At 34.6% G+C, this 21,384-nt stretch carries 25 protein-coding genes and 1 pseudogene; 22 read left to right on the top strand and 4 right to left on the bottom strand.

The window, feature by feature from the left end:
- Positions 1–748: 748 nt before the first annotated feature.
- From QE450_RS18180 to QE450_RS18115, 14 genes are all read left to right on the top strand, one after another.
- Positions 749–1,282: a hypothetical protein gene (locus tag QE450_RS18180; protein ID WP_307301091.1), complete on the top strand. Its 534-nt coding sequence runs from the start codon at positions 749–751 to the stop codon at positions 1,280–1,282.
- Positions 1,283–1,510: 228 nt separating this feature from the next.
- Positions 1,511–1,897 (top strand): hypothetical protein, encoded by a 387-nt coding sequence (locus tag QE450_RS18175; protein ID WP_307301089.1) that lies wholly within the window; start codon positions 1,511–1,513, stop codon positions 1,895–1,897.
- Positions 1,894–2,364 (top strand): contact-dependent growth inhibition system immunity protein, encoded by a 471-nt coding sequence (locus QE450_RS18170; RefSeq protein ID WP_307301087.1) that lies wholly within the window; start codon positions 1,894–1,896, stop codon positions 2,362–2,364. Before QE450_RS18175 ends, QE450_RS18170 begins: the two co-directional genes overlap by 4 nt.
- A 54-nt stretch (positions 2,365–2,418) precedes the next feature.
- Complete coding sequence (locus QE450_RS18165) at positions 2,419–3,237, top strand: hypothetical protein (protein ID WP_307301085.1); 819 nt, start codon at positions 2,419–2,421, stop codon at positions 3,235–3,237.
- A 28-nt stretch (positions 3,238–3,265) separates the two neighbouring features.
- On the top strand, positions 3,266–3,865 hold the full coding sequence (locus QE450_RS18160; RefSeq protein WP_307301083.1) for a hypothetical protein: 600 nt from the start codon (positions 3,266–3,268) through the stop codon (positions 3,863–3,865).
- A 50-nt stretch (positions 3,866–3,915) separates the two neighbouring features.
- Positions 3,916–4,338, top strand: coding sequence for a hypothetical protein (locus tag QE450_RS18155; protein WP_307301082.1), 423 nt, complete (start codon positions 3,916–3,918; stop codon positions 4,336–4,338).
- A 288-nt stretch (positions 4,339–4,626) separates the two neighbouring features.
- A complete protein-coding gene (locus QE450_RS18150) occupies positions 4,627–4,965 on the top strand; it encodes a hypothetical protein (RefSeq protein WP_307301081.1) in 339 nt (112 codons plus the stop codon).
- Between the two features lie 82 nt (positions 4,966–5,047).
- A complete protein-coding gene (locus QE450_RS18145; protein WP_307301078.1) occupies positions 5,048–5,356 on the top strand; it encodes a hypothetical protein in 309 nt (102 codons plus the stop codon).
- A gap of 369 nt (positions 5,357–5,725) precedes the next feature.
- A complete protein-coding gene (locus QE450_RS18140) occupies positions 5,726–6,172 on the top strand; it encodes a hypothetical protein (protein ID WP_307301077.1) in 447 nt (148 codons plus the stop codon).
- A gap of 144 nt (positions 6,173–6,316) precedes the next feature.
- Positions 6,317–7,135, top strand: a complete 819-nt coding sequence (locus QE450_RS18135) for a hypothetical protein (protein WP_307301075.1) — start codon at positions 6,317–6,319, stop codon at positions 7,133–7,135.
- A 221-nt stretch (positions 7,136–7,356) separates the two neighbouring features.
- Positions 7,357–7,686 (top strand): hypothetical protein, encoded by a 330-nt coding sequence (locus QE450_RS18130; RefSeq protein WP_307301073.1) that lies wholly within the window; start codon positions 7,357–7,359, stop codon positions 7,684–7,686.
- 35 nt (positions 7,687–7,721) lie between these two features.
- Positions 7,722–8,519, top strand: a complete 798-nt coding sequence (locus QE450_RS18125) for a hypothetical protein (protein WP_307301071.1) — start codon at positions 7,722–7,724, stop codon at positions 8,517–8,519.
- 356 nt (positions 8,520–8,875) lie between these two features.
- Positions 8,876–9,232: a hypothetical protein gene (locus QE450_RS18120; protein WP_307301069.1), complete on the top strand. Its 357-nt coding sequence runs from the start codon at positions 8,876–8,878 to the stop codon at positions 9,230–9,232.
- Positions 9,233–9,576: 344 nt separating this feature from the next.
- Positions 9,577–9,801, top strand: a complete 225-nt coding sequence (locus QE450_RS18115; protein ID WP_273613936.1) for a hypothetical protein — start codon at positions 9,577–9,579, stop codon at positions 9,799–9,801.
- A 160-nt stretch (positions 9,802–9,961) separates the two neighbouring features.
- On the opposite strand, the pseudogene QE450_RS18110 reads toward QE450_RS18115, so the two are convergent.
- Positions 9,962–10,354, bottom strand: a pseudogene (locus tag QE450_RS18110) (2-keto-3-deoxygluconate permease); the annotation flags it as partial.
- A gap of 29 nt (positions 10,355–10,383) precedes the next feature.
- Between QE450_RS18110 and QE450_RS18105 the strand changes: the two are divergent.
- The 7 genes from QE450_RS18105 to QE450_RS18075 all read left to right on the top strand — a co-directional run bounded on the left by QE450_RS18105 (position 10,384) and on the right by QE450_RS18075 (position 13,964).
- Entirely contained in the window at positions 10,384–10,746 is a 363-nt protein-coding gene (locus tag QE450_RS18105; RefSeq protein ID WP_307301067.1) for a class I SAM-dependent methyltransferase, read from the top strand.
- Between the two features lie 109 nt (positions 10,747–10,855).
- Positions 10,856–11,389: a hypothetical protein gene (locus QE450_RS18100; RefSeq protein ID WP_307301065.1), complete on the top strand. Its 534-nt coding sequence runs from the start codon at positions 10,856–10,858 to the stop codon at positions 11,387–11,389.
- Positions 11,390–11,617: 228 nt separating this feature from the next.
- Positions 11,618–12,004, top strand: a complete 387-nt coding sequence (locus QE450_RS18095) for a hypothetical protein (RefSeq protein WP_307301063.1) — start codon at positions 11,618–11,620, stop codon at positions 12,002–12,004.
- The gene (locus QE450_RS18090; protein ID WP_307301061.1) at positions 12,001–12,465 is read left to right on the top strand and encodes a contact-dependent growth inhibition system immunity protein; all 465 of its coding nucleotides are present in this window, start codon (positions 12,001–12,003) and stop codon (positions 12,463–12,465) included. Before QE450_RS18095 ends, QE450_RS18090 begins: the two co-directional genes overlap by 4 nt.
- 3 nt (positions 12,466–12,468) lie before the next feature.
- Positions 12,469–12,825 (top strand): hypothetical protein, encoded by a 357-nt coding sequence (locus QE450_RS18085; RefSeq protein WP_307301059.1) that lies wholly within the window; start codon positions 12,469–12,471, stop codon positions 12,823–12,825.
- A 125-nt stretch (positions 12,826–12,950) separates the two neighbouring features.
- Positions 12,951–13,517, top strand: coding sequence for a hypothetical protein (locus QE450_RS18080; RefSeq protein ID WP_307301058.1), 567 nt, complete (start codon positions 12,951–12,953; stop codon positions 13,515–13,517).
- A gap of 9 nt (positions 13,518–13,526) precedes the next feature.
- The gene (locus QE450_RS18075; RefSeq protein ID WP_274171627.1) at positions 13,527–13,964 is read left to right on the top strand and encodes a hypothetical protein; all 438 of its coding nucleotides are present in this window, start codon (positions 13,527–13,529) and stop codon (positions 13,962–13,964) included.
- A gap of 153 nt (positions 13,965–14,117) precedes the next feature.
- On the opposite strand, the gene kdgT is transcribed toward QE450_RS18075, so the two are convergent.
- The 3 genes from kdgT to QE450_RS18060 form a co-directional block, all read right to left on the bottom strand.
- Positions 14,118–15,146, bottom strand: a complete 1,029-nt coding sequence (kdgT, locus tag QE450_RS18070) for a 2-keto-3-deoxygluconate transporter (protein WP_301263539.1) — start codon at positions 15,144–15,146, stop codon at positions 14,118–14,120.
- A 46-nt stretch (positions 15,147–15,192) separates the two neighbouring features.
- Entirely contained in the window at positions 15,193–16,236 is a 1,044-nt protein-coding gene (locus QE450_RS18065) for a tripartite tricarboxylate transporter substrate binding protein (RefSeq protein ID WP_307301054.1), read from the bottom strand.
- A 237-nt stretch (positions 16,237–16,473) separates the two neighbouring features.
- Positions 16,474–18,774 carry an AraC family transcriptional regulator gene (locus QE450_RS18060; RefSeq protein ID WP_307301052.1) on the bottom strand — a complete coding sequence of 767 codons (2,301 nt, stop codon included), beginning with the start codon at positions 18,772–18,774 and terminating at the stop codon, positions 16,474–16,476.
- Positions 18,775–19,062: 288 nt separating this feature from the next.
- Here QE450_RS18060 and QE450_RS18055 point away from each other — a divergent pair, with 288 nt between their 5' ends.
- Positions 19,063–21,354 (top strand): helicase C-terminal domain-containing protein, encoded by a 2,292-nt coding sequence (locus tag QE450_RS18055; RefSeq protein ID WP_307301051.1) that lies wholly within the window; start codon positions 19,063–19,065, stop codon positions 21,352–21,354.
- Positions 21,355–21,384: the final 30 nt, after the last annotated feature.

Below are 21,384 nucleotides of genomic sequence, written 5' to 3'. Positions count from 1 at the left end.
AGTATTAAAATTATATATCAAAATTGTAATATTGATTTCTAAAATCTATATATATATATTAAAGTATCGGAAATTAATATGGAGGATATTGGAGGGAGATACATATATCAAGAGTGATTGGTTGAATTTTCAATAGTCGGACTTGTAATTAAGCATAGAAGAGAAAATAAAAGCTTATATGAGAAAAAAATAAGAAAATTTTTAGTTCGAAAATAGCTAACTTATTAACTTTTTTATATATAGGAACTGTTTTATTTGTTAGTGCTACATCTATAGCATTAGCCGATGCTAACAAACTATATGAATATGATAGTAATGGAAGACTCATTTCTACAACAACCACTACAGAGAAAACAGTCTTTAGCTATGATGGTAACGGAAATCTACTTAGTAAACAGGTAACCAAAGGTGATTACAACAGCATTATTTTAAATGTTATATATTCTCCTTCTTATGCAAATGCTGAAACTCCCTCTTCTTCTAGCACTCCAGTTGCACCCTCTAGCGTAGTTGCACCTCCTATAGATGTAGATTTGAAAGAATGGAATGCTTCGATCAAAATCAAATCCTTATTTTAAAGAGTTGTATAATGCCACTTTAGATCAATTGAAAATATTGGGTTATAAACTACTATTATAGAAGTGAAGCAAAAGGCGTTTATAAATATAATAATTTTACAAGTAATGGAAAGGAAATCAAGTCTGAAACAATGAAGCAGATTAATTTACGAAAGTTAGGAGGATGATTCATGAGATATGATTTTGATATAACAGGCGAATTATTTGAAAACCTCGTAGGTACTTCAGAAACATGGAGTGACTTTCATGCGACTTCTTACTTATCAGATGTTGTTAATTTTAATATTTGGGGTTTGGTAATTACACCTTCTCTATTCAATAAATTCTCAGATTCTAAATCACAAATCATTATAGATCCAAGATGGTCTACAGAAGATTTTTATATAGCTGGAATGACAAAAGTTAGGATTGAAGGAGTGATTGGTGGGGAGATAGATGTAGGTCTCTATGCTAAAAATGATAGCAGGTTTCTTTATGATTCTAAGGATAAAACTATTTCTTTACAACGAAAATGGGCAGCTATTCCTGCAATTTCTTCTCATTGCTATTATTTTGGTGGCGAATTAGATTGGCCAAATGGATGGTACGAATTACAATTATACGCTACAGGGAAAGTCATTATGAATTTTGATATAGAAGATTGTATCAGCTTAAATGACTATACTAAATCTCCTCAAAAATATTCATATAAACATCTTGAATAAAATTGAAATATTGATATGAATAAATAATAAAATATATTGAAAACTAGCTACATACACTTTGATTGTAGTAGCTAGTTTTCAATAAAAAATTATAATATTTTTTTAAAATTATAGAGTACAAAGTTAAAACATCACCGTCTAAGATAAAGAGAAATGATATATGTAAATTTATACATTTGAAAATAGATATAATATTATCCAAAAATAAATACTAAAGGAACTTTAACTATGGAAAAGCATGAAGTTGAACAAATCGTTAAAGAAATTAATAAATATATTGAGAAAGAGTTGTGGTTTGATTTTACAGTCATAAGCTTAATAAAAAATGAAATTATTATTCAAGGTGGACTTAGTCTCACTTATCCAGAAATTGAGATTAGATTCAAGGATATTTTCTTTACGTCTTTATTAATGGATTGGAATACAGATACAAGAAATGGATCTCTATATGTACTTGATGGAGAAGAAGCAACACAAATGAATTTGAAATTAAAAGTAGAACGTTCGCATTTCATTTTTAAGTTTGTAGCTGAAGAATATTCTGAAGAGGTAGAACTTTTGATTGTAGCAAAACAGATTTCGTATCGATTGTTAACAACCAAGAAGGACATATGATATCTAACGTAAGCGAACTGACTATTGATGAGATAGGTACTTTAGAGGGATTTATAGAACCTCATGAGGTAGACGAACGGATTCCTCTTTCTATTTGGTTTGAGACTATTCTAGCTACCAAGCTAAAAGATTTGAGTAACGGAGATTTAGCTAAAATGATCAGGCAACAAATATACATAAAATCAGTTACTCCAGAGGCATTGAAAAGGCTAAAAGTAAATCCTATCGTAGGGTATTTAGGTGATGGAGAATTATTAGAATCACTAGTGAGTGTAAAAAGTGATACATGGAAAGAGGCTTCTGAAGTCAAGCATACTGTTCTTGTATTCTTAGAAGAGTGTATAGCGTTGTTTCGTGCCAATCAATTAACATTTCCAGAAGATGAAGATCGCTTTTCACATGAAGATCGTGAAGAATACTTTCAAAATCTGTTGATTATAAAAGAACAGATTCTACAAAGCAACTAAGATCATTTTTTATTTTTAATATTAGAAAATAGCTAAAGTAAAAGAGGGAAAAAAGTGAACACATATAAATTACTAATAGATACGAGTATTTTTTACTTAGAACCCCATAAAGTAACCATTAATCCAGCATTGATTGAATATTTTAATATTTCAGTGGGTGGTCGGGTGATTGCTTATCAAGATGATCAAGAGTGGGAGGGAATGCTAGAGTATCAACCTGATTGGCCTATAGAATTCAGGTACTATATTGATTTAGAGAAAAGTATACAACGAGACGTGCCGCTTGATATAAATCTAGGCAGAAAAGAGGGATTGCATTCAAGGTTACCGACAGGGTACACCTTTAGTGAAAGAAAACTACTACAAGCTATGACTGATGACAACATGAATCCAGATACTATTCAACAATATTTAAATTTTGCTATGGAAGCATTAAAAAACAAATATCAACCTTATACCCGAGAAACTCGAAAAGACATATTAAAAATATCAATAGATACAAATTCAAATTATTTAGCGCCGGATAAACCAACTATTTTTTTAAATGATATGAGATATTTTGCAATCGCTGCAGGTGATCGAATTATTGGATATCAAGATGATCAAGAATGGGAAGGGATTATAGAATCTCAATCTCATTTACCAGAATGGTATCAATTCTATCTTGATTTAAATACATGTATAGAAACGATAGTCACTCCAGAAGTGTACAAGGCTAGAGAAGACGGGGAAAGTGTAGGTAGGACTCTTGGTAAAAAAGATACTAAAATATTTGTAGCCCAAGCGATGTTTCAAGATGGATTAGATATTGAGAAAATTAAACACTATACAGAGCTTTCTTTATTGGAATTGGAAAATATTCAAAAAGGTTAAGAATAAAAAAAATGTATCGAGGTGAGCGATGAGAATTTTTGGTGAAAAAAGTATATTTGGAATTTGCTATGCTTTTCGCGAACCGCCATGGGAGTTAGAGGGAATAGAAAAAGATACTTGGGGAACTTTTGAACTATGGATTAAAGGTAAAAATGTATGTGAGTATGAGAAACAGAATCATTTATATAATTATGAATGGAACTTAAATCATCTTATAGAATGGCTTGTTACAAATTTTAAGTGTATTACGAATGACCATCAATTTCCTGTACCTGTAGTGGGTAACAATACACTAGAATTGATAAAACAAGCAATAACATTCGAGTCGGATAATGAACAGGAAATAGAAGAATGGTTCTCACAAGTACAAGATTGGGAATTTAAGCATAGTTGGTTTTCTAGTAGAGATGGATCATATTTACCTGAAGTGTTTTTTAGAAAAGTAGAACATCATATCGAAATAAGCTGGGATAATACATTAACGTATTATAAGGATGGAGTCCAATTTTCAAATCCAAGAGGAATAAAATATATTGAGTTGGATATATTCACTAAAGTAATCACAAGTTTTTTGGAAGATTTTTATAAAAATAGGTTAAATCTATCTATACAAAAAGAACATATTTGAATATGGATAGAATAAAACTATTGATACTGATAATCAAAGGAGAATTGAAAATGGATGCTCAAAAAATAAATAGCTTACCTGATAGCGTGTCTCCTGAGCTTTTACAAATGTTATTCGAAGATTTAGTAAGAAATTTTAATGATAATAATATAGAAAAACATAAATTTTTTTATATATTAATTGAATTGACTGATCGCCAAGTGATGACTTATGAAATTTTAGAGCAGAATATAAAAAATGAAATAGATCATATACTATGCCAACTATGGAATACTGATTCTTATGAGGATGTAGATATTATTCTATCAGTTGTAGTTAACTTGGGGCTGGAAGAGTGCTTTAAAAAGATTAAATCTTCGTTAAATCAAAAAGTGAAAATAGATCAGCTCATACTTGATGAAATATTAGAGTTTATTCATGAGGTTGGCGACCATATTGCAAATCCATATTATGAATTAGAACACTTAAAGTGATCCAAATAACCTTATTCAATATACACAAAGAAGAATCTAATATGAAACTTATGAGTAGTCAAACCGAGCATAATATTTGTTTAGATATTGCATTCGATCGATATAATCACAATGTAATTTCTCTGATTAATAGAAGATGTTAATTCCAGAATCTGTGAAGAAGAAAATCATACATTCTCATTTTATTGCAAAGATTTTTATTTTGAAATCATACAATAGTTTAGTAAGTGAAGCATGTAGAAGTAATCGGTAAATCTATTTCTATAATAGAATAAACCAGGAGGATATATGAAAAGGTTCATTACTAGAGAAGAAATTATTGTAAGAAACAGCGATTTTTTATACCGATTATTAATTGATTTCTTACATTTAGAAATACATGAAGATTCATTTGATTTAATTTATAGTTTTTTAGCAGTTCCAAACTTTCGAAATGGAGAATATGAGGGTAACCAATATATTTTAAGGAAAGTAAATAATGAGGACATTTTAATTTTTGACTTGCTTATAGAAATGGAAGAGGTAGAAGAGATTGAAGAAGGATTTGATATAAGAACGTTAAAATTGAGTGTGAAAGAAATGTTATACATTATGGATCATATAGATTATTGGAGAGTGCATAAGTAAATCTTTTTAAACATTTTGTATGGATTAGCCTAAAGGGTAGTCAAATGCTAGCTAATCCTGCATTTACAAAATAGGAGGATGAATGAAAAAAATAAAATTATATTTAGAATATCGCTGTTATCCAATGTGGATCTACGATGAACAAGATGAATTAGTTGATAATGCTATAGTTCCTGAACTTATTTATCACACGTCAATTGTTCAAGCACTAGATCAAATTCAAGCAATTTATGATCGTTTATTTAAAGATAACAATATTAGCTTCGAGTTTGAAGGATTTACTGAACAACAAGATAAAGAAGATTTTTTGAAGTTAGTTAGTGAAACGACTTTTTTAATTGAAAACCAATTAAAGAATGATTATAAAATTGAAAATAAAATAATGATCTGAAATATGTAATTTAGTAAGCATATATGTATAGAGATTGTAATAAATTGTATGCGGTAAAACAAAATCTAATCATTGTCAATGAAATCAATTCTGAGATAGTGAAGCAGAAGGTTCTAACAACTTACCTAGTTATAATGCAGCAAGTAAAGACTATTATCTGTTTAATAGGCACGGTAATGTAGTGCAGATTACAAATCCTTTAAGTTTAAATGGATATACCTACGTGCATAACAATCCTTTGATTTAACGACACGCACAAGCACCTTGTACACAAATCGTCATACTGAAACTAAAGTCTATGTACATCCTGAATCCAGATATGTAAAGAATTCAACCTAAAAAATTTTAAGATTAGTAAGGAGAATTAGAATGACTTTAAGACTATTTTCTCTTAAGAAAAATAGTTTGATTTTAAAATCTACCTGTACATATACTCCATCCATTCGAACATTTAATATTGTAACTAAACATATGAATGATGAATGTATACCTTATCAGATAGGAGTGGGTATTTGTATATGGTTAAATGAATTAGGCGCAATGGGAGAAATTGAACTTATATATCCTAAGCAAACATCCAAACACAATTTCTTTGAACCAAATAGTGTTGAAAAGATTATAGGAGAGCCTATCTTTAGTGTTAGTGAAACTGATTACGATAACGTGACCGTTGAAATTTCCCAAGACAATTTCGTAATATGGTTGAAAAGCAAAAGTGAATTTGATTTAAAGATTATCTCCGAGAATATCTATTACTTGTTTCAAGATAATAAATTAGTTGCAATAGGATCAGAATTTTACGATACCATAGAGTAAATTTTTTTGAAAAGTGAAGGACTAATTTTTGAAGGTGTTTTTCATTTTCATATACTAAATTCAATTATCAAAGATCAGCTTTTAATGTACATAACTCAACAATTGCTATACTTCTACAGCAATTACAAAATAGGAGGTAATCATTTGACAAAAGATAAAATATTAATAGATACTACTGTCTACTATTCGAAAATCACTAACCCTACGCTTACGATACCGTTCATTAGATATTTTGAACTTTCTGCTGGTGATCAAATTATTGCTTATCAAGATAATCAGGAATGGGAAGGTGTCATTGAATACGAACCTGACTGGCCTATAGAATCCAGGTACTACATAGATTTGAACAAAGGTATCCAACGATTCGTTTCATCGGATATAGCCCTAGGACGAGAAGAAGGTTTACATTCAGGATGGCCATTCGGGTATAGCACTGCACAAAATCACATGATAAAAGCTTTAGATATTAACAATGTGAATAGTGAAAGTATAGAAAAATATTCAAATTACGCTATTGAATTATCGAGAGAAAAATATAAATCATATGCTCAAAAATCTAAAAATAAAATACTGAAAATAGAAATAGATACAAATTCAAATTATTTAGGTTTTACCAAACCGATTATTTTTTTAGAGCATATAAAATATTTTAATATCCTTGAAGGTGATCGAATTGTTGGATATCAAGATGAACAGGAATGGGAAGCAATTGTAGAATATCAAGCTGATTTACCTGAAGGATACAGATATTATCTTGATGTGGATAAGTGCATAGAAACTATAGTTCCTAAAGAAGTATATGAAGCCAGAAACGATGGAGTGATGTTAGGAATAAGTATAGGAAAAATAGAGACTAAGATAATTGTAGCCCAAGCGATGTTTCAAGATGGAGTGGATATTGAGAAGATCCAACAATATACAGACATGACTTTGGCAGAATTGAAATATATTCTACAAGAGTAAACTCAGATATTTATCTGTAAAATAGTAGTGTTTTATATAGATACTTCTAAGTGTTAGATATGAATAAACAATAAAATGTATTAAAACTAACTACCTATTCTTTGATTATGGCAGCCAGTTTTTAATATCCAACGATTATAATTTGAAATTAAATCAGCAGTGCCTAAGGTAAAAAGAATCAATACATATATGGAAAAAGATAAGGAGTGGCTAAGGAAAAGATGAAAATCATCACGGTTCCGATAAATGCTCAAGGTATCAAAGATATGGAATATGATTCAGATTGTTCTATGCATGTTCAAGAGCTCAAGATTGATAATGAATCGTTCTACAAGTTATATAAAACAGGTATATTTGATGTGTTAAATAGAACGTGTAACGTGATTATTGACGACTTTGAGTCTGAATGGATTAAGTATGATCAGTTATTTGATGCAATAGACGAAGTGGAAAAGATATTTAAAGACAATACATGCTATGAATTAACACAATTATTTATGCTAATTAAGCTAGCAATCTCTAAAAAAACAGGAATATATTTTTATTTTTAATATTAGAAAATAGCTAAAATAAAAGAGGGAAAAAAGTGAATACATATAAATTACTAATAGATACGAGTATTTTTTACTTAGAACCATATAAAGTAACCATTGATTCAGCATTGATTGAATATTTTAATATTTCAGTGGGTGGTCGGGTGATTGCTTATCAAGATGATCGGGAATGGGAAGGAATGGTAGAGTATCAACCTGATTGGGCTATGGAATTCAGGTACTATATTGATTTAAATAAAAGTGTACAACGACACATTGCGCCTGATATAAATCTAGGTAGAAAAGAGGGATTGGATTCAGGATTGCCGGTCGGGTACAGCTTTAGTAAAAGAGAACTACTACAAGCTATGACTGATAACAATATGAATCCATATACTATTCAACAATATTTAAATTTTGCTATGGAAGCATTAAAAAACAAATATCGACCTTATATTCAAGAAGCTCGAAAAGACATATTAAAAATATCAATAGATACAAATTTAAATTATCTAGGAATGGATAAACCTATGATTTCATTAAATAAGATTCAATATTTTGGTATGACTAGTGGTGATCGAATTATTGGATATCAAGATGAACAAGAATGGGAAGGAACTATAGAATCTCAATCTAATTTACCAGAATGGTATCGATTCTATCTTGATTTAAATACATGTATAGAAACGATAATCGCTCCAGAAGTGTACAAGGCTAGAGATGATGGAGGAAGTATAGGTATAGCTCTTGGTGAAAAATATACTAAGATATTTGTAGCTGAAGCAATGATTCAGGATGGATTAGCTATGGAGAAGATCCAACAATACACAGGACTTTCTTTGCTAGAATAAGAAACTATTCAAAAGAAATAAATATAGAAAAAACGTATTGAGGTGAACGACGCGAGCTTTTGGTAACAAAAGTATATTTGCTGTTTGCGATGACTTTCACAAACCACCACAGGAGTTAGAAGAAATAGAATTTAAATCATTTCATTAGATGGTAATTTAGGTCAAATCAGTTAGCAGGAGCGGTTTAACAAGGTAGTTGAAAAATATCGTAGATTCAACTAGTAAAGTAGTAGTAGGATATGTTCCTAAAATTAAACCTTCTGTAATGAAAAGTTCTAATGAAGCTGGGTTTAAAGTTTTTAAAAATGTTACCGATCTTTTAAAATTTATTAAATCAAAATAAAGAGGTGATGACTGTGCAATCTATTATTTTGATTGGAGACGAGCCATTCAATCTTGATTTTATTAAAAACCTTCCTAAATCAGTAGATACACGTTCATATGAGCCGAATGATTTAAGGTACGTTTTAGAATATATAAACGATCGAATCTATTATGACTACTTGCCAGAAGGTATACTAGATTATGAAAAAAGTGAATTACTACATTTACCTTTCCAATCGTCTCGTTTTATAGCGATGTTGTATACATCTAACCAAATAATGAGAGACTTCTTTTTAGAAAATGCAAAATATCTTGAAAATATCTATATTGATAATGATCTTGGAGAAATTCTTCTAATACAAGAGTTCATGTACAAACTAAAAGTTTAAAGTACATAATTGCTCGATTTTATGATTTATATCTTAGTAAATCCTTAAATAGTACCTCGGTAATTAGGCATATACTTAGATACTTATTCAAGGTTTTAATTTTTACATACTACATTTTAATGCCCTTTCACATATTTCAATTTTATCTCTTCCCCTTGTACATTCTCAACACTTTAATCTGAAAATGAATCTGTTATTAAAAATCCTCATTTTATAAGCAATGCTTAATTCAAGTATTGATATTTCAGATCCTAAAGCTGGAGAAATTAAAATAAGAAGATGATTTGGAGCTGATGGAAATACAATTCTGATGGTAGCTTTAAAAGTAGATAAGGAGGTCAAAAATGATTTATGAAGATTTAATAAAAAGAGTAGGATGGGGAGAAGAGTTTTCATTTTATTATCAAGATAATAGATATTGGATAAGTAGTAATAATGATGGTTACTATTTAACTAGAGAGAAAGATAGTTTTAGTCAATCATTTCACACTTCAAAAGAGTTATTTGACTTAGGTGAAATAGAGGGTAAAAGTTTTAAAGAAGTATGGAATGTGATTGATATTTTATAAACATTAATATAAAAATCGCTAGTATATACAGTAATGTTATAAAAATAAAATATATATCGAACTAATTTTAGTGATAATACTCTTTTAAAGACTTAAATATATAAAATTGAAAAGGAAAATTCAAAGCAAAACTTTACTTTGAATCTTCCTTTTTTTTATCTTAATGCCCTTTCACATGCTTCAACTTCATCTCAGACCCTTGCACATCCTCATCACTCTGCACCTGTTCCACCACTTTACCTTTCGACTTCATATAATTCGACCAATACGCCGTCAAAATCGGCACGAGAATCGCTGTTACAATCACCGCCGCGGCAACTAGAGCGGTAGCGGACTGTGCGGCAGGCATAAATTCAGGCTTCATCGTCGCTACGATCATCGGGTTGGCTACGGCTGCGCCTGCTGCACTGGAAGCGGCAAGACCAGCGGTTCCGTTGCCGCCACCGATCCAGCGATCGGCTAGCATGAGAGGGATACCGGTGATAATAATCACGATCGCACCAAGTACGATGCCTAGCATGCCTGTCTGAATAATAACACCTAGATTAATTGAACTTAGGTTTTAAAACATTAGGATATGGTTTGAAGTATACAGGAGGAGCTTTAAAAGCCTACTTTGCAGATAATCAGGCGTTAACTGTTCTTAATATTGGTTCAGGAAGTAACCCTATAAAAGGAGCAGTAAATATCGATATAGAAGGCGGAAAAGGCGTAGACTTGATAGCAGATGCAACCAAAGCATTGCCATATGCAGATAATTCTATTAATGCAATTATAGCGAGAAATCCTTATAAATATGATCCTGTTAATGAATTCACAACGGCTGTCTTAAAATCAGGAGGTAATTTTATAATTACTGGAACATATTCAAATCCTTGTTTTAAAGAGTTGTATAATGCCACTTTAGATCAATTGAAAATATTGGGTTATGAACTACTATTATAGAAGTGAAGCAAAAGGCGTTTATAAATATAATAATTTTACAAGTAATGGAAAGGAAATCAAGTCTGAAACAATGAAGCAGATTAATTTACGAAAGTTAGGAGGATGATTCATGAGATATGATTTTGATATAACAGGCGAATTATTTGAGAACCTCGTAGGTACTTCAGAAACATGGAGTGACTTTCATGCGACTTCTTACTTATCAGATGTTGTTAATTTTAATATTTGGGGTTTGGTAATTACACCTTCTCTATTCAATAAATTCTCAGATTCTAAATCACAAATCATTATAGATCCAAGATGGTCTACAGAAGATTTTTATATAGCTGGAATGACAAAAGTTAGGATTGAAGGAGTGATTGGTGGGGAGATAGATGTAGGTCTCTATGCTAAAAATGATAGCAGGTTTCTTTATGATCCTCAGGGTAAAACTATTTCTTTACAACGAAAATGGGCAGCTATTCCTGCAATTTTTTCTCATTGCTATTATTTTGGTGGCGAATTAGATTGGCCAAATGGATGTTACGAATTACAATTATACGCTACAGGGAAAGTCATTATGAATTTTGATATAGAAGATTGTATCAGCTTAAATGACTATACTAAATCTCCTCAAAAATATTCATATAAACATCTTGAATAAAATTGAAATATTGATATGAATAAATAATAAAATATATTGAAAACTAGCTACATACACTTTGATTGTAGTAGCTAGTTTTCAATAAAAAATTATAATATTTTTTTAAAATTATAGAGTACAAAGTTAAAACATCACCGTCTAAGATAAAGAGAAATGATATATGTAAATTTATACATTTGAAAATAGATATAATATTATCCAAAAATAAATACTAAAGGAACTTTAACTATGGAAAAGCATGAAGTTGAACAAATCGTTAAAGAAATTAATAAATATATTGAGAAAGAGTTGTGGTTTGATTTTACAGTCATAAGCTTAATAAAAAATGAAATTATTATTCAAGGTGGACTTAGTCTCACTTATCCAGAAATTGAGATTAGATTCAAGGATATTTTCTTTACGTCTTTATTAATGGATTGGAATACAGATACAAGAAATGGATCTCTATATGTACTTGATGGAGAAGAAGCAACACAAATGAATTTGAAATTAAAAGTAGAACGTTCGCATTTCATTTTTAAGTTTGTAGCTGAAGAATATTCTGAAGAGATAGAACTTTTGATTGTAGCAAAACAGATTTCGTATCGATTGTTAACAACTAAGGAGGACATATGATATCTAACGTAAGCCAACTCACTATTAATGAGATAGGTATATTAGAAGGTTTTAAAGAACTTCATAAAGTAGACAAACGAATCCCTCTTTCTATTTGGTTTGAGACTATTCTAGCTACCAAGCTAAAAGATTTGAGTAACGGAGATTTAGCTAAAATGATCAGGCAAAAAATATACATAAAATCAGTTACTCCAGAGGCATTGAAAAGGTTAAAAGTAAATCCTATCGCAGGGTATTTAGGTGATGGAGGATTATTAGAATCACTAGTAAGTGTAGAAAATGATGTATGGAAAGGGGCTCCTGAGATAGCGTATACTTTGCTTATATTTTTAGAAGAGTTTATGGCTTTTTTTCATGCCAATCAATTAACATTTCCAGAAGATGAAGAGCGCTTTTCCAATGAAGATCGTGAAGAATACTTTCAGAATTTGTTAAGCATTAAAAAGCACATATGGAGGTAATCTATGCAATCTATTATTTTGATTGGAGACGAGCCATTCAATCTTGATTTTATTAAAGCCCTTCCTAAATCAGTAAATACACGTTCACATGAGCCGAATGATTTAAGGTACGTTTTAGAATATATAAATGATCGAATCTATTATGACTACTTGCCAGAAGGTATACTAGATTATGAAAAAGATGAATTACTACATTTACCTTTCCAATCGCCTCGTTTTATAGCGATGTTGTATACATCTAACCAAATAATGAGAGACTTCTTTTTAGAAAATGCAAAATATCTTGAAAATATCTATATTGATAATGATCTTGGAGAAATTCTTCTAATACATGAGTTTATGTACAAACTAAAAGTGTAAGTAGTAGTACGCTGAAAGAAAGCTTCACGTATGACCCACTGAGTCTGAACAGCTATGCCTATGTCAGTAACAATCCGCTGAAATATTATGATCTGAACGGTCACGAGGAAGAAGAACCTTCTGAAATGGCAGATGGAGTTCCAGGAGGCGGTCGTGGAGGCTGGTTCGGTGGAGGAGGCGGTGGAAGACCACCGGGTGGCGGAAGCAATAGTCCTAGCAAATCTGTCGAGAAATCTGCTGAAAAAGTTGCGGAAGCTATTACGAAAAGCGATGAAGCTACAAATGCTTCTAAATTACAAGAACAGCAACTTCAAGAAAGAATTCAATCTAACCAAAAACAAAAAATTAGTGAACAAATTTCTCAGTTGCATCAGAAATTAGAAGAACTCGCTGAAAAATATTTACTTCCAAAATATAAAGAAATAGATCCAAATTTGAAAGCTGGATATACAGGTTCATTTAAGACAGGTACAGTAGGTAATCCAAATAAATCTACGTATGGTCAACCAATTGATCTAAGCAATTATGATATTGATTATTATATTAAAAGTGATATTTTAAGTAGTAAATATGGCAATAGTTTAAAAGCAGATCCAGAATTTAGAGCTATATTAGCTAAAACTCCTGGATTTGAAGGATTAAAGCCAAACAAGCAGGGTTTCTCTATCAAATTTAAACCATTGCGTAATTAGGAGGTCAATATGAAAAATTTAAAGTATGTAACTGGCGCTAAATTAAAAGTATTTATTCAATATGATAGTGATTTAGAGCAGACAGGTTTAATACTTCAAAAGTATCTAAATATATCTGATTTTAGATACGAGCAAAGAGAAGAAGAACCATACGATTTGATCGGGTACTCTGAAATTTTTGGTTTTGAAATTGAATTAAGACATGTTCAAAGTATAGACCAATGGCAAGAATATCCGTTTGTTCTCGAAGCTTTTACAACAGATTCTTTTCAAGAACTGTTTGATGGTAATATGTGTGATCTATCTTTATGGATGGCAAGATACTTATCTCTTTGTAACAATGTCACTACAATAGCTGAAAATCCAGACACAAAATCTATACAAAAGTTTTACTATAATAACGATTCTTTACAGAGAGAAAGTATGTCTATCCAACTAAATAAATAATTAAATCTATTTATTCAAAGAATTTCTTACATGAGCCTTATATATTTCATAGTATTGATTAATTAGGTGATAAAAACTTAATATATGTACTCAAAAAAGTAAGGTTCGAAAGGTGATATTTCTTTTGAACCTTACTTTTTATTCTTATCAAACTTAATGCCCTTTCACATGCTTCAACTTCATCTCAGACCCTTGCACATCCTCATCACTCTGCACCTGCTCCACCACTTTACCTTTCGACTTCATATAATTCGACCAATACGCCGTCAAAATCGGCACCAGAATCGCTGTTACAATCACCGCCGCGGCAACTAAAGCGGTAGCAGACTGTGCGGCAGGCATAAATTCAGGCTTCATCGTCGCTACGATCATCGGGTTGGCTACGGCTGCGCCTGCTGCACTGGAAGCGGCAAGACCTGCGGTTCCATTTCCGCCACCGATCCAGCGGTCGGCTAGCATGAGAGGGATACCGGTGATAATAATCACGATCACACCCAGTAAGATGCCTAGCATGCCTGTCTGAATAATAACACCTAGATTAATCGAACTTCCTAAAGCAAATCCGAAAAAAGGAATCAACGTCTGCGTCGCTTTGCCAAAATAACTACGTAAATCGTGATCGAGATTACCTAATAAGAACCCGACTAGAAAAGGTAACACTGCTCCCACAAACGTATGGGGTTCAAACACAGCAAGCCCGGTACTGCCTAGAATGAGCATCGTCACCAGAGGGCCGGATTCGAGCGACATTAGCACAAATGCCCCTGCTTCTTCTTTGGTGCCATACTGTTGCATCACAGACGCATACAGACCCCCATTGGTCATATCCATCGCCGCAATCAGAGCCAGTACAGATAATCCTGCAAAAAAGCCACTTTGTACGCCACCAATAGGCAGGAATTGCATCGCGATCATCGCTACCACCCATGCGACCGCAATCTTTGTTAATACCAGCGTACCTGATTTACGTAGCACCGTTCCTGTCGCTCGAACATCGATCGAAGCTCCCATACAGAAAAACCATACAGCCAGAATAGGGATCGTTCCTGTCATCAATCCTTTAGTAAATGATCCAAAATATTCACCTGATCCTGCCCAGAATGTATGAACAACAGCACCTAATAGCAAAGGGATTAACATCATCCCGCCGGGAATTTTATCGATTGTTTTTTTGATTTGCATACAGACACAACCCTTTCGTGAGTACCGAAGTTCCACTAAAGCGGTTTTATTTTCGACTCAAACCAAGTTCAGGAATTAAGCGTGCATACAGATCATGACTTTGTTGCATCTGTTGCCGGAATCCGTCTTTATCTTTGACGAGTAACCCCAGTCCATGTGCAGACATATCTTCTCGAAATTCCTGTTCCTTCGTTCCTTTGGTGAACGCTTCGGCTAATAAGTGTACAATTTCATCCGGTGTATCTTGAGGAACCGCTAGACCGCGCCATGTTCCACTAAAATTCACTGTATATCCTGTCGCTTCTTGCAAAGTAGGCACATCTGGAAATGCTTCGGAACGTGCGCTACCATTGATCATCAGTATTCGTAACTTGCCTTGATCTACTTCTTCTTTGACCTCAGCAGGGCTAACCGGTACAGCATCGACAAATCCACTCATTAGGGCAGAGACGGCAGGTCCTGCACCTTCGTAAGGAATATGGGTGAACGTCACATGAGTGGCTTGCTCTAACATCGCCGCGGCTAGATGCCAGATACTTCCTGTGCCGGCATTGCCCATTTTGATCTGACCGGGATGAGTACGAGCATAATCGAGAAATTGTTGTGCTGTTTTCCAGGGTGCATCGGCTCGTACAGTAATCGCAGACGGATCGTTATTGGTCTGGATAATAGGTTTATATTTCTCATACGTAATCGGTAATAGTCCCATATGGGGCAATGTGGTTAACTCGGCAACGAGATAGGTGATAGTATAGCCATCTGGCTTAGCGTTAGCGCCTTCCATCAGTCCGATTGAACCGCCTCCACCTGTACGATTGACGACAGTGATCGGTTGATTGATATACTTTTGAGTGGATTGCACCAGTGCGCGTGCTGTAATATCTGTGCCTCCACCAACAGCATAAGGAACAACCAATGTAATCGGCTTGGTGGGAAAAGAAGAAGGAGTATTATAGTACAAAGAAATACCGCTCCATTTTCCACTGAAAAAGCTGATCAATCCCAATACAACAATGACAGTTGCCAGTAGGCTAGCTGCTGTTTTCCATTTGGATGTTTTGAATAATTGCACAAGAAGCCAATCTTTCATCTCCTATCCCTCTTCTCACCATATGATTTCGCTTACATTATTCTTTACCAATGAAGAAGCAGAGTCTTCAATAATTAAGAAACAGAATAAAGTAGGAATCATATCGTCAAGCTCACCTCCACAGATAGCGCATATTCACTCAACGCATGATTTGCTTTTAACAATTTGAGTGTAGCCCAGTAGAGGTGGCGATTCTATCGGATAATTGCACAATATATATGCCAAAAAGCTGAAATATCAACGGTTTGGCGGATCTGCATGTCTATTGGTTGATTTGTGGATTTCTCTAAATTTGCCCGGTGTTGTAGCTTTGTGCTTACGGAATGTGCGGATAAAGCTATTCTCATTCTGATAGCCTACTTGCCCTGCAATTTCACTAATTTTTAGCTCAGTATCTAATAGCAATTGACAGGCTCTAGACATCCGCAAGTGAGTCAGATAATCGTATAATGTACTTCCTGTTTCCTCTTTGAAAATCGCACTGACAGACGAGACACTCATCTGTACATGATGGGCTACATCCGGTAACCCAATATTTTCATATAAATGTTCGCTTAGATACGATTGCATATCTTGTACCAAAAGATGTTCACGTGACACACGATAGATCATACGCTCGTCTACTAATTCAGTAATCAGAGTCTGTAACAATGTCTTAATCTCTTCTAATGTTAACGTGTTCAATTGTCCGCTGTAGTAATTAGCCAGTTCTACAGGAAGGGTATGTTCATGTGATTGTGCCCATTGTAATAATGAGTGCACACCCTGATCTAACATTTTATAAGCTTCCTTAGGAATGATGGAATGTTCTTGAATATCGTTCAATCCTTTGTCCATCCATAATAAAGCCGTTTGCTGATCTGCTTGTTCACAGCGATCTACCATTTCTTGAATCCATACCTGCTGTTCTAAAGGAAAGGTTGTAGCAGAAGCATGGTCTTGGGGCATATGTTGTATACGTCCGTAGCCATTGTACAACCGATAAGATAGCGCTGTAATAGCTTCTGTATAAGAAGATGGAGTCTGAGCAATCGTATCTACAGAACTTCCACCACCGACAGAAATAGATACATTCAGATGTTCTTTTACAATCTGAATACAACGCTCCATATCGATAGACCACTGATCTGTCCATGTTATCGAATAGGCACTTTTGGGTTGCAATAGAAAGGTAAAATAATCTTTATCCGCATTGATACTGACGACACGCCAATGAGAGTCTAGAATTTCGAGCATGATATTATGTAATGCGTATTTTAGTAGCATCTGATCTTCACTACTGTATGAAGTTGTCCATGCTCGGTACCGATCAATCGAAATGACAGTCACAACAAGCAGATCTGATTCCCAATCTTGAAAATAATAATTCCATTTCGTATCCAATTCTTGCAATCCAATATGTTGATGAAGCACATCCTGAATATACTTGGAGCGCAATTCAGGTAGACTGCGTTCCGCAAGAAAAGAAGTACTATGCAGATCACCGATTAATTTGCTAATCGCAGGTTCTAGATCGTATAGATTATGAGGCGGCTGTTGTTGATCTGTGGGATGAAGCAGTTTGTTAATTCGTTTAAGTGGACGAAAAGCCGCATAGCTGTAGGAATAGACTGCTGCACATCCGATCGCTATCGAGATCAGGGAAAGAAGGAGCATCATATTACGGGCTAATTTGACATGCTTGAGTAATTGCTCCATCGGAACTAGCGAAACGAGTCGCCAGCCGGTTACATCCGAGAAAGTCTGATTTGCCATATAATCTTGTCCATGGATATCTACATAAGCGAAAGGCTGTACACCTAATTCAGTGATCACTTGATCCATTTCATTGATAGGCACAGAAGCACTAAGCTTAGGATAAATAAGATGACCATCCAGATCGTACACAATCTGTTCATTCGATAAATGCACATAAAATTTTGAGAAAAAACGATCATAATCCAGATTAATCATAACAGCACCGATCACTTTCTCGTGGATCACAATCGGTCTGGCTAAAGAAAGCAGTTCGATCTGACCATCTGTAGCACTTTTTCCATACCACCGTCGCTGAATCAGTAAAGGCTTTTGCTTGATCTGTTGAATCCAACTTGTCCATGTGTTATCCGGGGATTGTTGCCAATCTGCACTATAACCGTACTGACTGGATAAAATATGTTGCTGATCCAATGTGATAATATCGATCGAATAGATATCTTGATCAGATGCGAGCGTTTTCAAATAACGCTGTGCTTGATTTACCTGTACACTATAGTTCGTTCCTACCGGATTAGCCTGTATGTAATTCAGAATATCTGGATGAAATGAAGCATCGACAGCTTTGTTATCGGATTCGCGAAAAGCTCTATTGGTCACATCTAGATTAATTTGCAATAATTCAATATTCGGTGTATTCAATTCGGTATCTAATTCTTGCCGATAACGGGAATAGGAAAATAAGGCAATCGTAGTAATCAAGACAGACAATACTATCGTTAACAGCAACATCAGCCGAGTTTGTTTATTTTGGAGCAGGAATTTTAATTTGAGTCGAAGCATAAACAGTCATTCATCCTTCCTTATTGTTGCTAGGTGGTCTATCGTATTTATTGTAAAGAGCTCTTAGCTAGAATGCAGTATGATAATCCACATGAACGCATACCAATTTATTCCTATTTTACTATTATATAAAAAATAGAACGATAGAGTGAAGAGACTTTGTATTTTACTACCGATCTGTATAGAGTCATTCCAATCTTTTGGTAAAATAAAGAGATTACAGTACAATAGAAATGATGCTTACCCAACAATCAAAGAAACAAAAAATAGAGAGAGAAGGTGCGGAAGATGACGACCGTTATCGATATTTCAGTACGGACTTTGGTGGAATATGTGTATCGGACAGGCAGTATCGAATCAGGCTTCCGCGTAGCCCAGTCGATGCAAGAAGGGACACGTATCCACAAACAGATTCAAGAAGGATATGGTGAACACGGGGAAAAGGAAGTTCATCTCAAAACAGAAATTCCTTATCATGATCTGCTATTTCGGATCGAAGGACGTTGTGATGGATTATGGGTCGATGAACAAGGACTGCTGACTGTCGATGAGATCAAGTCGACTTCGATCTCAGCAGAAGATATTAGAGACGGACGGGAAGTCCACTGGGCGCAAGCGCAGATGTATGGATATATTCTCGCAGAAGATCGTCAGTTAGATCAGGTTAGGGTTCAATTAACATATGTACACAAAAGCAGTGGGAAAGAGACCAAGCTAGAACGCATTCAGACCCGCGAACAACTACAACAGTTTGCACAGTATACGGTAGCTGAATATGCACCTTATGCAGAAATGATCGCCAAGCATCGTCAGAAGCGTAACGATAGTATTGAGCAGTTAGCGTTTCCTTTTGCCGGGTATCGATCCGGTCAGCGTAAATTTGCAGGAGCTGTCTACAAAACGATCGGTGAGAAGCTGAATCTATTTGCGGAAGCGCCGACAGGAACAGGGAAAACGATTTCGACTTTATTTCCAGCGATTAAATCGATTGGTACCGAGCAAGCAGAACGACTCATGTATGTGACCGCCAAAACGGTAACAAGAGCCAATGCCGAAGAAGCATTGCAACGGATGGAAAACAGTGGCTTGAATCTACATGGCGTGACGATTACCGCCAAAGACAAAGTGTGTTTCTGCTCTGCAAATAGCACAGGTGGACGGGATAACTGCGAATATACCGAAGGGTATTATGACCGGATCAATGGTGCGATTCTCGATATGATGAGCAATGAGACATTGATGACTCGCTCTGTGATTGAACAATATGCACAAAAGCATCATCTATGTCCGTTTGAATTATCGATCGATGCTTCGTATGCGTCAGATGCTGTTATTTGCGATTATAACTATGTATTTGATCCGAAAGTATCATTCAAGCGTCTCTCTGATGACATGCGCAAAAAAACGATTTTATTAGTCGATGAAGCCCATAATCTGGTTGATCGTGGACGCAATATGTTTTCAGCGGCATTAAATAAATCAGCTTTTCTGGATTTGAAAAGAGATTATAAAGATTCTGCTGAATCATTAGCCAAAATTGCTAGTGCGATCAATGCGTATTTTATTCGCTTACGCAAGCAAGGCGAAGATGGCAAGTTGATCCAGCGACAACAAGCACCGGAAGAAATTTTCCCTCTATTAGAAGAGTTTGTGATTCGAGCAGAAGTGACATTGTTAGAGCAAGGCGATCAGGGAGATATCCAATTGTTGCTTGAAACGTATTTTGCGGTACAAGCGTTTCTACGGATTGGACGACTGTATGATATGGAAAGTCATATGACCTATGCAGAAGTGCAAGGTAGTGATGTGTATTTACGGATGTTCTGTATTGATCCTTCATTACAACTTCGTCAGACAGCCAAAGGATATCGCTCGGTAATTCACTTTTCTGCGACATTGTCTCCGATTCGGTATTATCGCGATATGTTAGGAGCAGAGGAAGAAGATTATAATATTTCGATTGCTTCTCCTTTTTCACGCGAACAATTGGAAGTACAGATTGTGCCGTTATCGACACGTTATCGGGATCGGGAGCGTACCCGAACTGAACTGGCGAATGTCCTTGCTCAATTGATTAATGATCGCCCGGGTAATTATTTAGCTTTTTTCCCTTCGTATCAATATATGCAAGATGTGATTGATATTTTTGAGACCTTACATGTAGATACAGATGTGTTGATTCAGCAGTCCGGTATGGCAGAAGACGAACGGGATCGTTTTCTTCAAGCTTTTCAAAGCGATAATCCACGTACATTAACAGGATTTGCTGTAATGGGTGGAATATTTAGTGAAGGGATCGATCTAGCAGGGGATCGACTAACAGGCGTTATTATTGTCGGTGTCGGGCTACCGCAGATTGGGCCGGAGCGAGAATTGATTCGTGAGCATTTCAGTCAGGCAGGGTTTAATGGATTCGATTATGCGTATGTTTATCCGGGAATGAACAAAGTACTCCAAGCGGGTGGACGGCTGATTCGGACAGAAGAAGATCGAGGGTTGTTGATGCTGGTGGATGATCGCTTTTTGCAACGCCCTTATTATCAATTGCTACCGACAGAATGGCGTAATGATTCTCTGTAAGTTATATCACCAATAACATAATAAAAGAGA

Origin of the sequence: Paenibacillus sp. SORGH_AS_0306 (assembly GCF_030819345.1) — a bacterium.
Classification (GTDB): domain Bacteria; phylum Bacillota; class Bacilli; order Paenibacillales; family Paenibacillaceae; genus Saccharibacillus; species Saccharibacillus kyungheensis.
Note: the sequence above shows the minus strand (reverse complement) of the source record. Positions and strands in the feature narration are given on the sequence as shown.

Coding starts and splice junctions, on each gene's coding strand:
- QE450_RS18180 (WP_307301091.1), top strand. CDS start 749: ATGAGATATGATTTTGATATAACAGGCGAATTATTTGAAAACCTCGTA.
- QE450_RS18175 (WP_307301089.1), top strand. CDS start 1,511: ATGGAAAAGCATGAAGTTGAACAAATCGTTAAAGAAATTAATAAATAT.
- QE450_RS18170 (WP_307301087.1), top strand. CDS start 1,894: ATGATATCTAACGTAAGCGAACTGACTATTGATGAGATAGGTACTTTA.
- QE450_RS18160 (WP_307301083.1), top strand. CDS start 3,266: ATGAGAATTTTTGGTGAAAAAAGTATATTTGGAATTTGCTATGCTTTT.
- QE450_RS18155 (WP_307301082.1), top strand. CDS start 3,916: ATGGATGCTCAAAAAATAAATAGCTTACCTGATAGCGTGTCTCCTGAG.
- QE450_RS18150 (WP_307301081.1), top strand. CDS start 4,627: ATGAAAAGGTTCATTACTAGAGAAGAAATTATTGTAAGAAACAGCGAT.
- QE450_RS18145 (WP_307301078.1), top strand. CDS start 5,048: ATGAAAAAAATAAAATTATATTTAGAATATCGCTGTTATCCAATGTGG.
- QE450_RS18140 (WP_307301077.1), top strand. CDS start 5,726: ATGACTTTAAGACTATTTTCTCTTAAGAAAAATAGTTTGATTTTAAAA.
- QE450_RS18130 (WP_307301073.1), top strand. CDS start 7,357: ATGAAAATCATCACGGTTCCGATAAATGCTCAAGGTATCAAAGATATG.
- QE450_RS18115 (WP_273613936.1), top strand. CDS start 9,577: ATGATTTATGAAGATTTAATAAAAAGAGTAGGATGGGGAGAAGAGTTT.
- QE450_RS18100 (WP_307301065.1), top strand. CDS start 10,856: ATGAGATATGATTTTGATATAACAGGCGAATTATTTGAGAACCTCGTA.
- QE450_RS18095 (WP_307301063.1), top strand. CDS start 11,618: ATGGAAAAGCATGAAGTTGAACAAATCGTTAAAGAAATTAATAAATAT.
- QE450_RS18090 (WP_307301061.1), top strand. CDS start 12,001: ATGATATCTAACGTAAGCCAACTCACTATTAATGAGATAGGTATATTA.
- QE450_RS18085 (WP_307301059.1), top strand. CDS start 12,469: ATGCAATCTATTATTTTGATTGGAGACGAGCCATTCAATCTTGATTTT.
- QE450_RS18080 (WP_307301058.1), top strand. CDS start 12,951: ATGGCAGATGGAGTTCCAGGAGGCGGTCGTGGAGGCTGGTTCGGTGGA.
- QE450_RS18075 (WP_274171627.1), top strand. CDS start 13,527: ATGAAAAATTTAAAGTATGTAACTGGCGCTAAATTAAAAGTATTTATT.
- kdgT (WP_301263539.1), bottom strand. CDS start 15,146: ATGCAAATCAAAAAAACAATCGATAAAATTCCCGGCGGGATGATGTTA.
- QE450_RS18065 (WP_307301054.1), bottom strand. CDS start 16,236: ATGAAAGATTGGCTTCTTGTGCAATTATTCAAAACATCCAAATGGAAA.
- QE450_RS18060 (WP_307301052.1), bottom strand. CDS start 18,774: ATGCTTCGACTCAAATTAAAATTCCTGCTCCAAAATAAACAAACTCGG.
- QE450_RS18055 (WP_307301051.1), top strand. CDS start 19,063: ATGACGACCGTTATCGATATTTCAGTACGGACTTTGGTGGAATATGTG.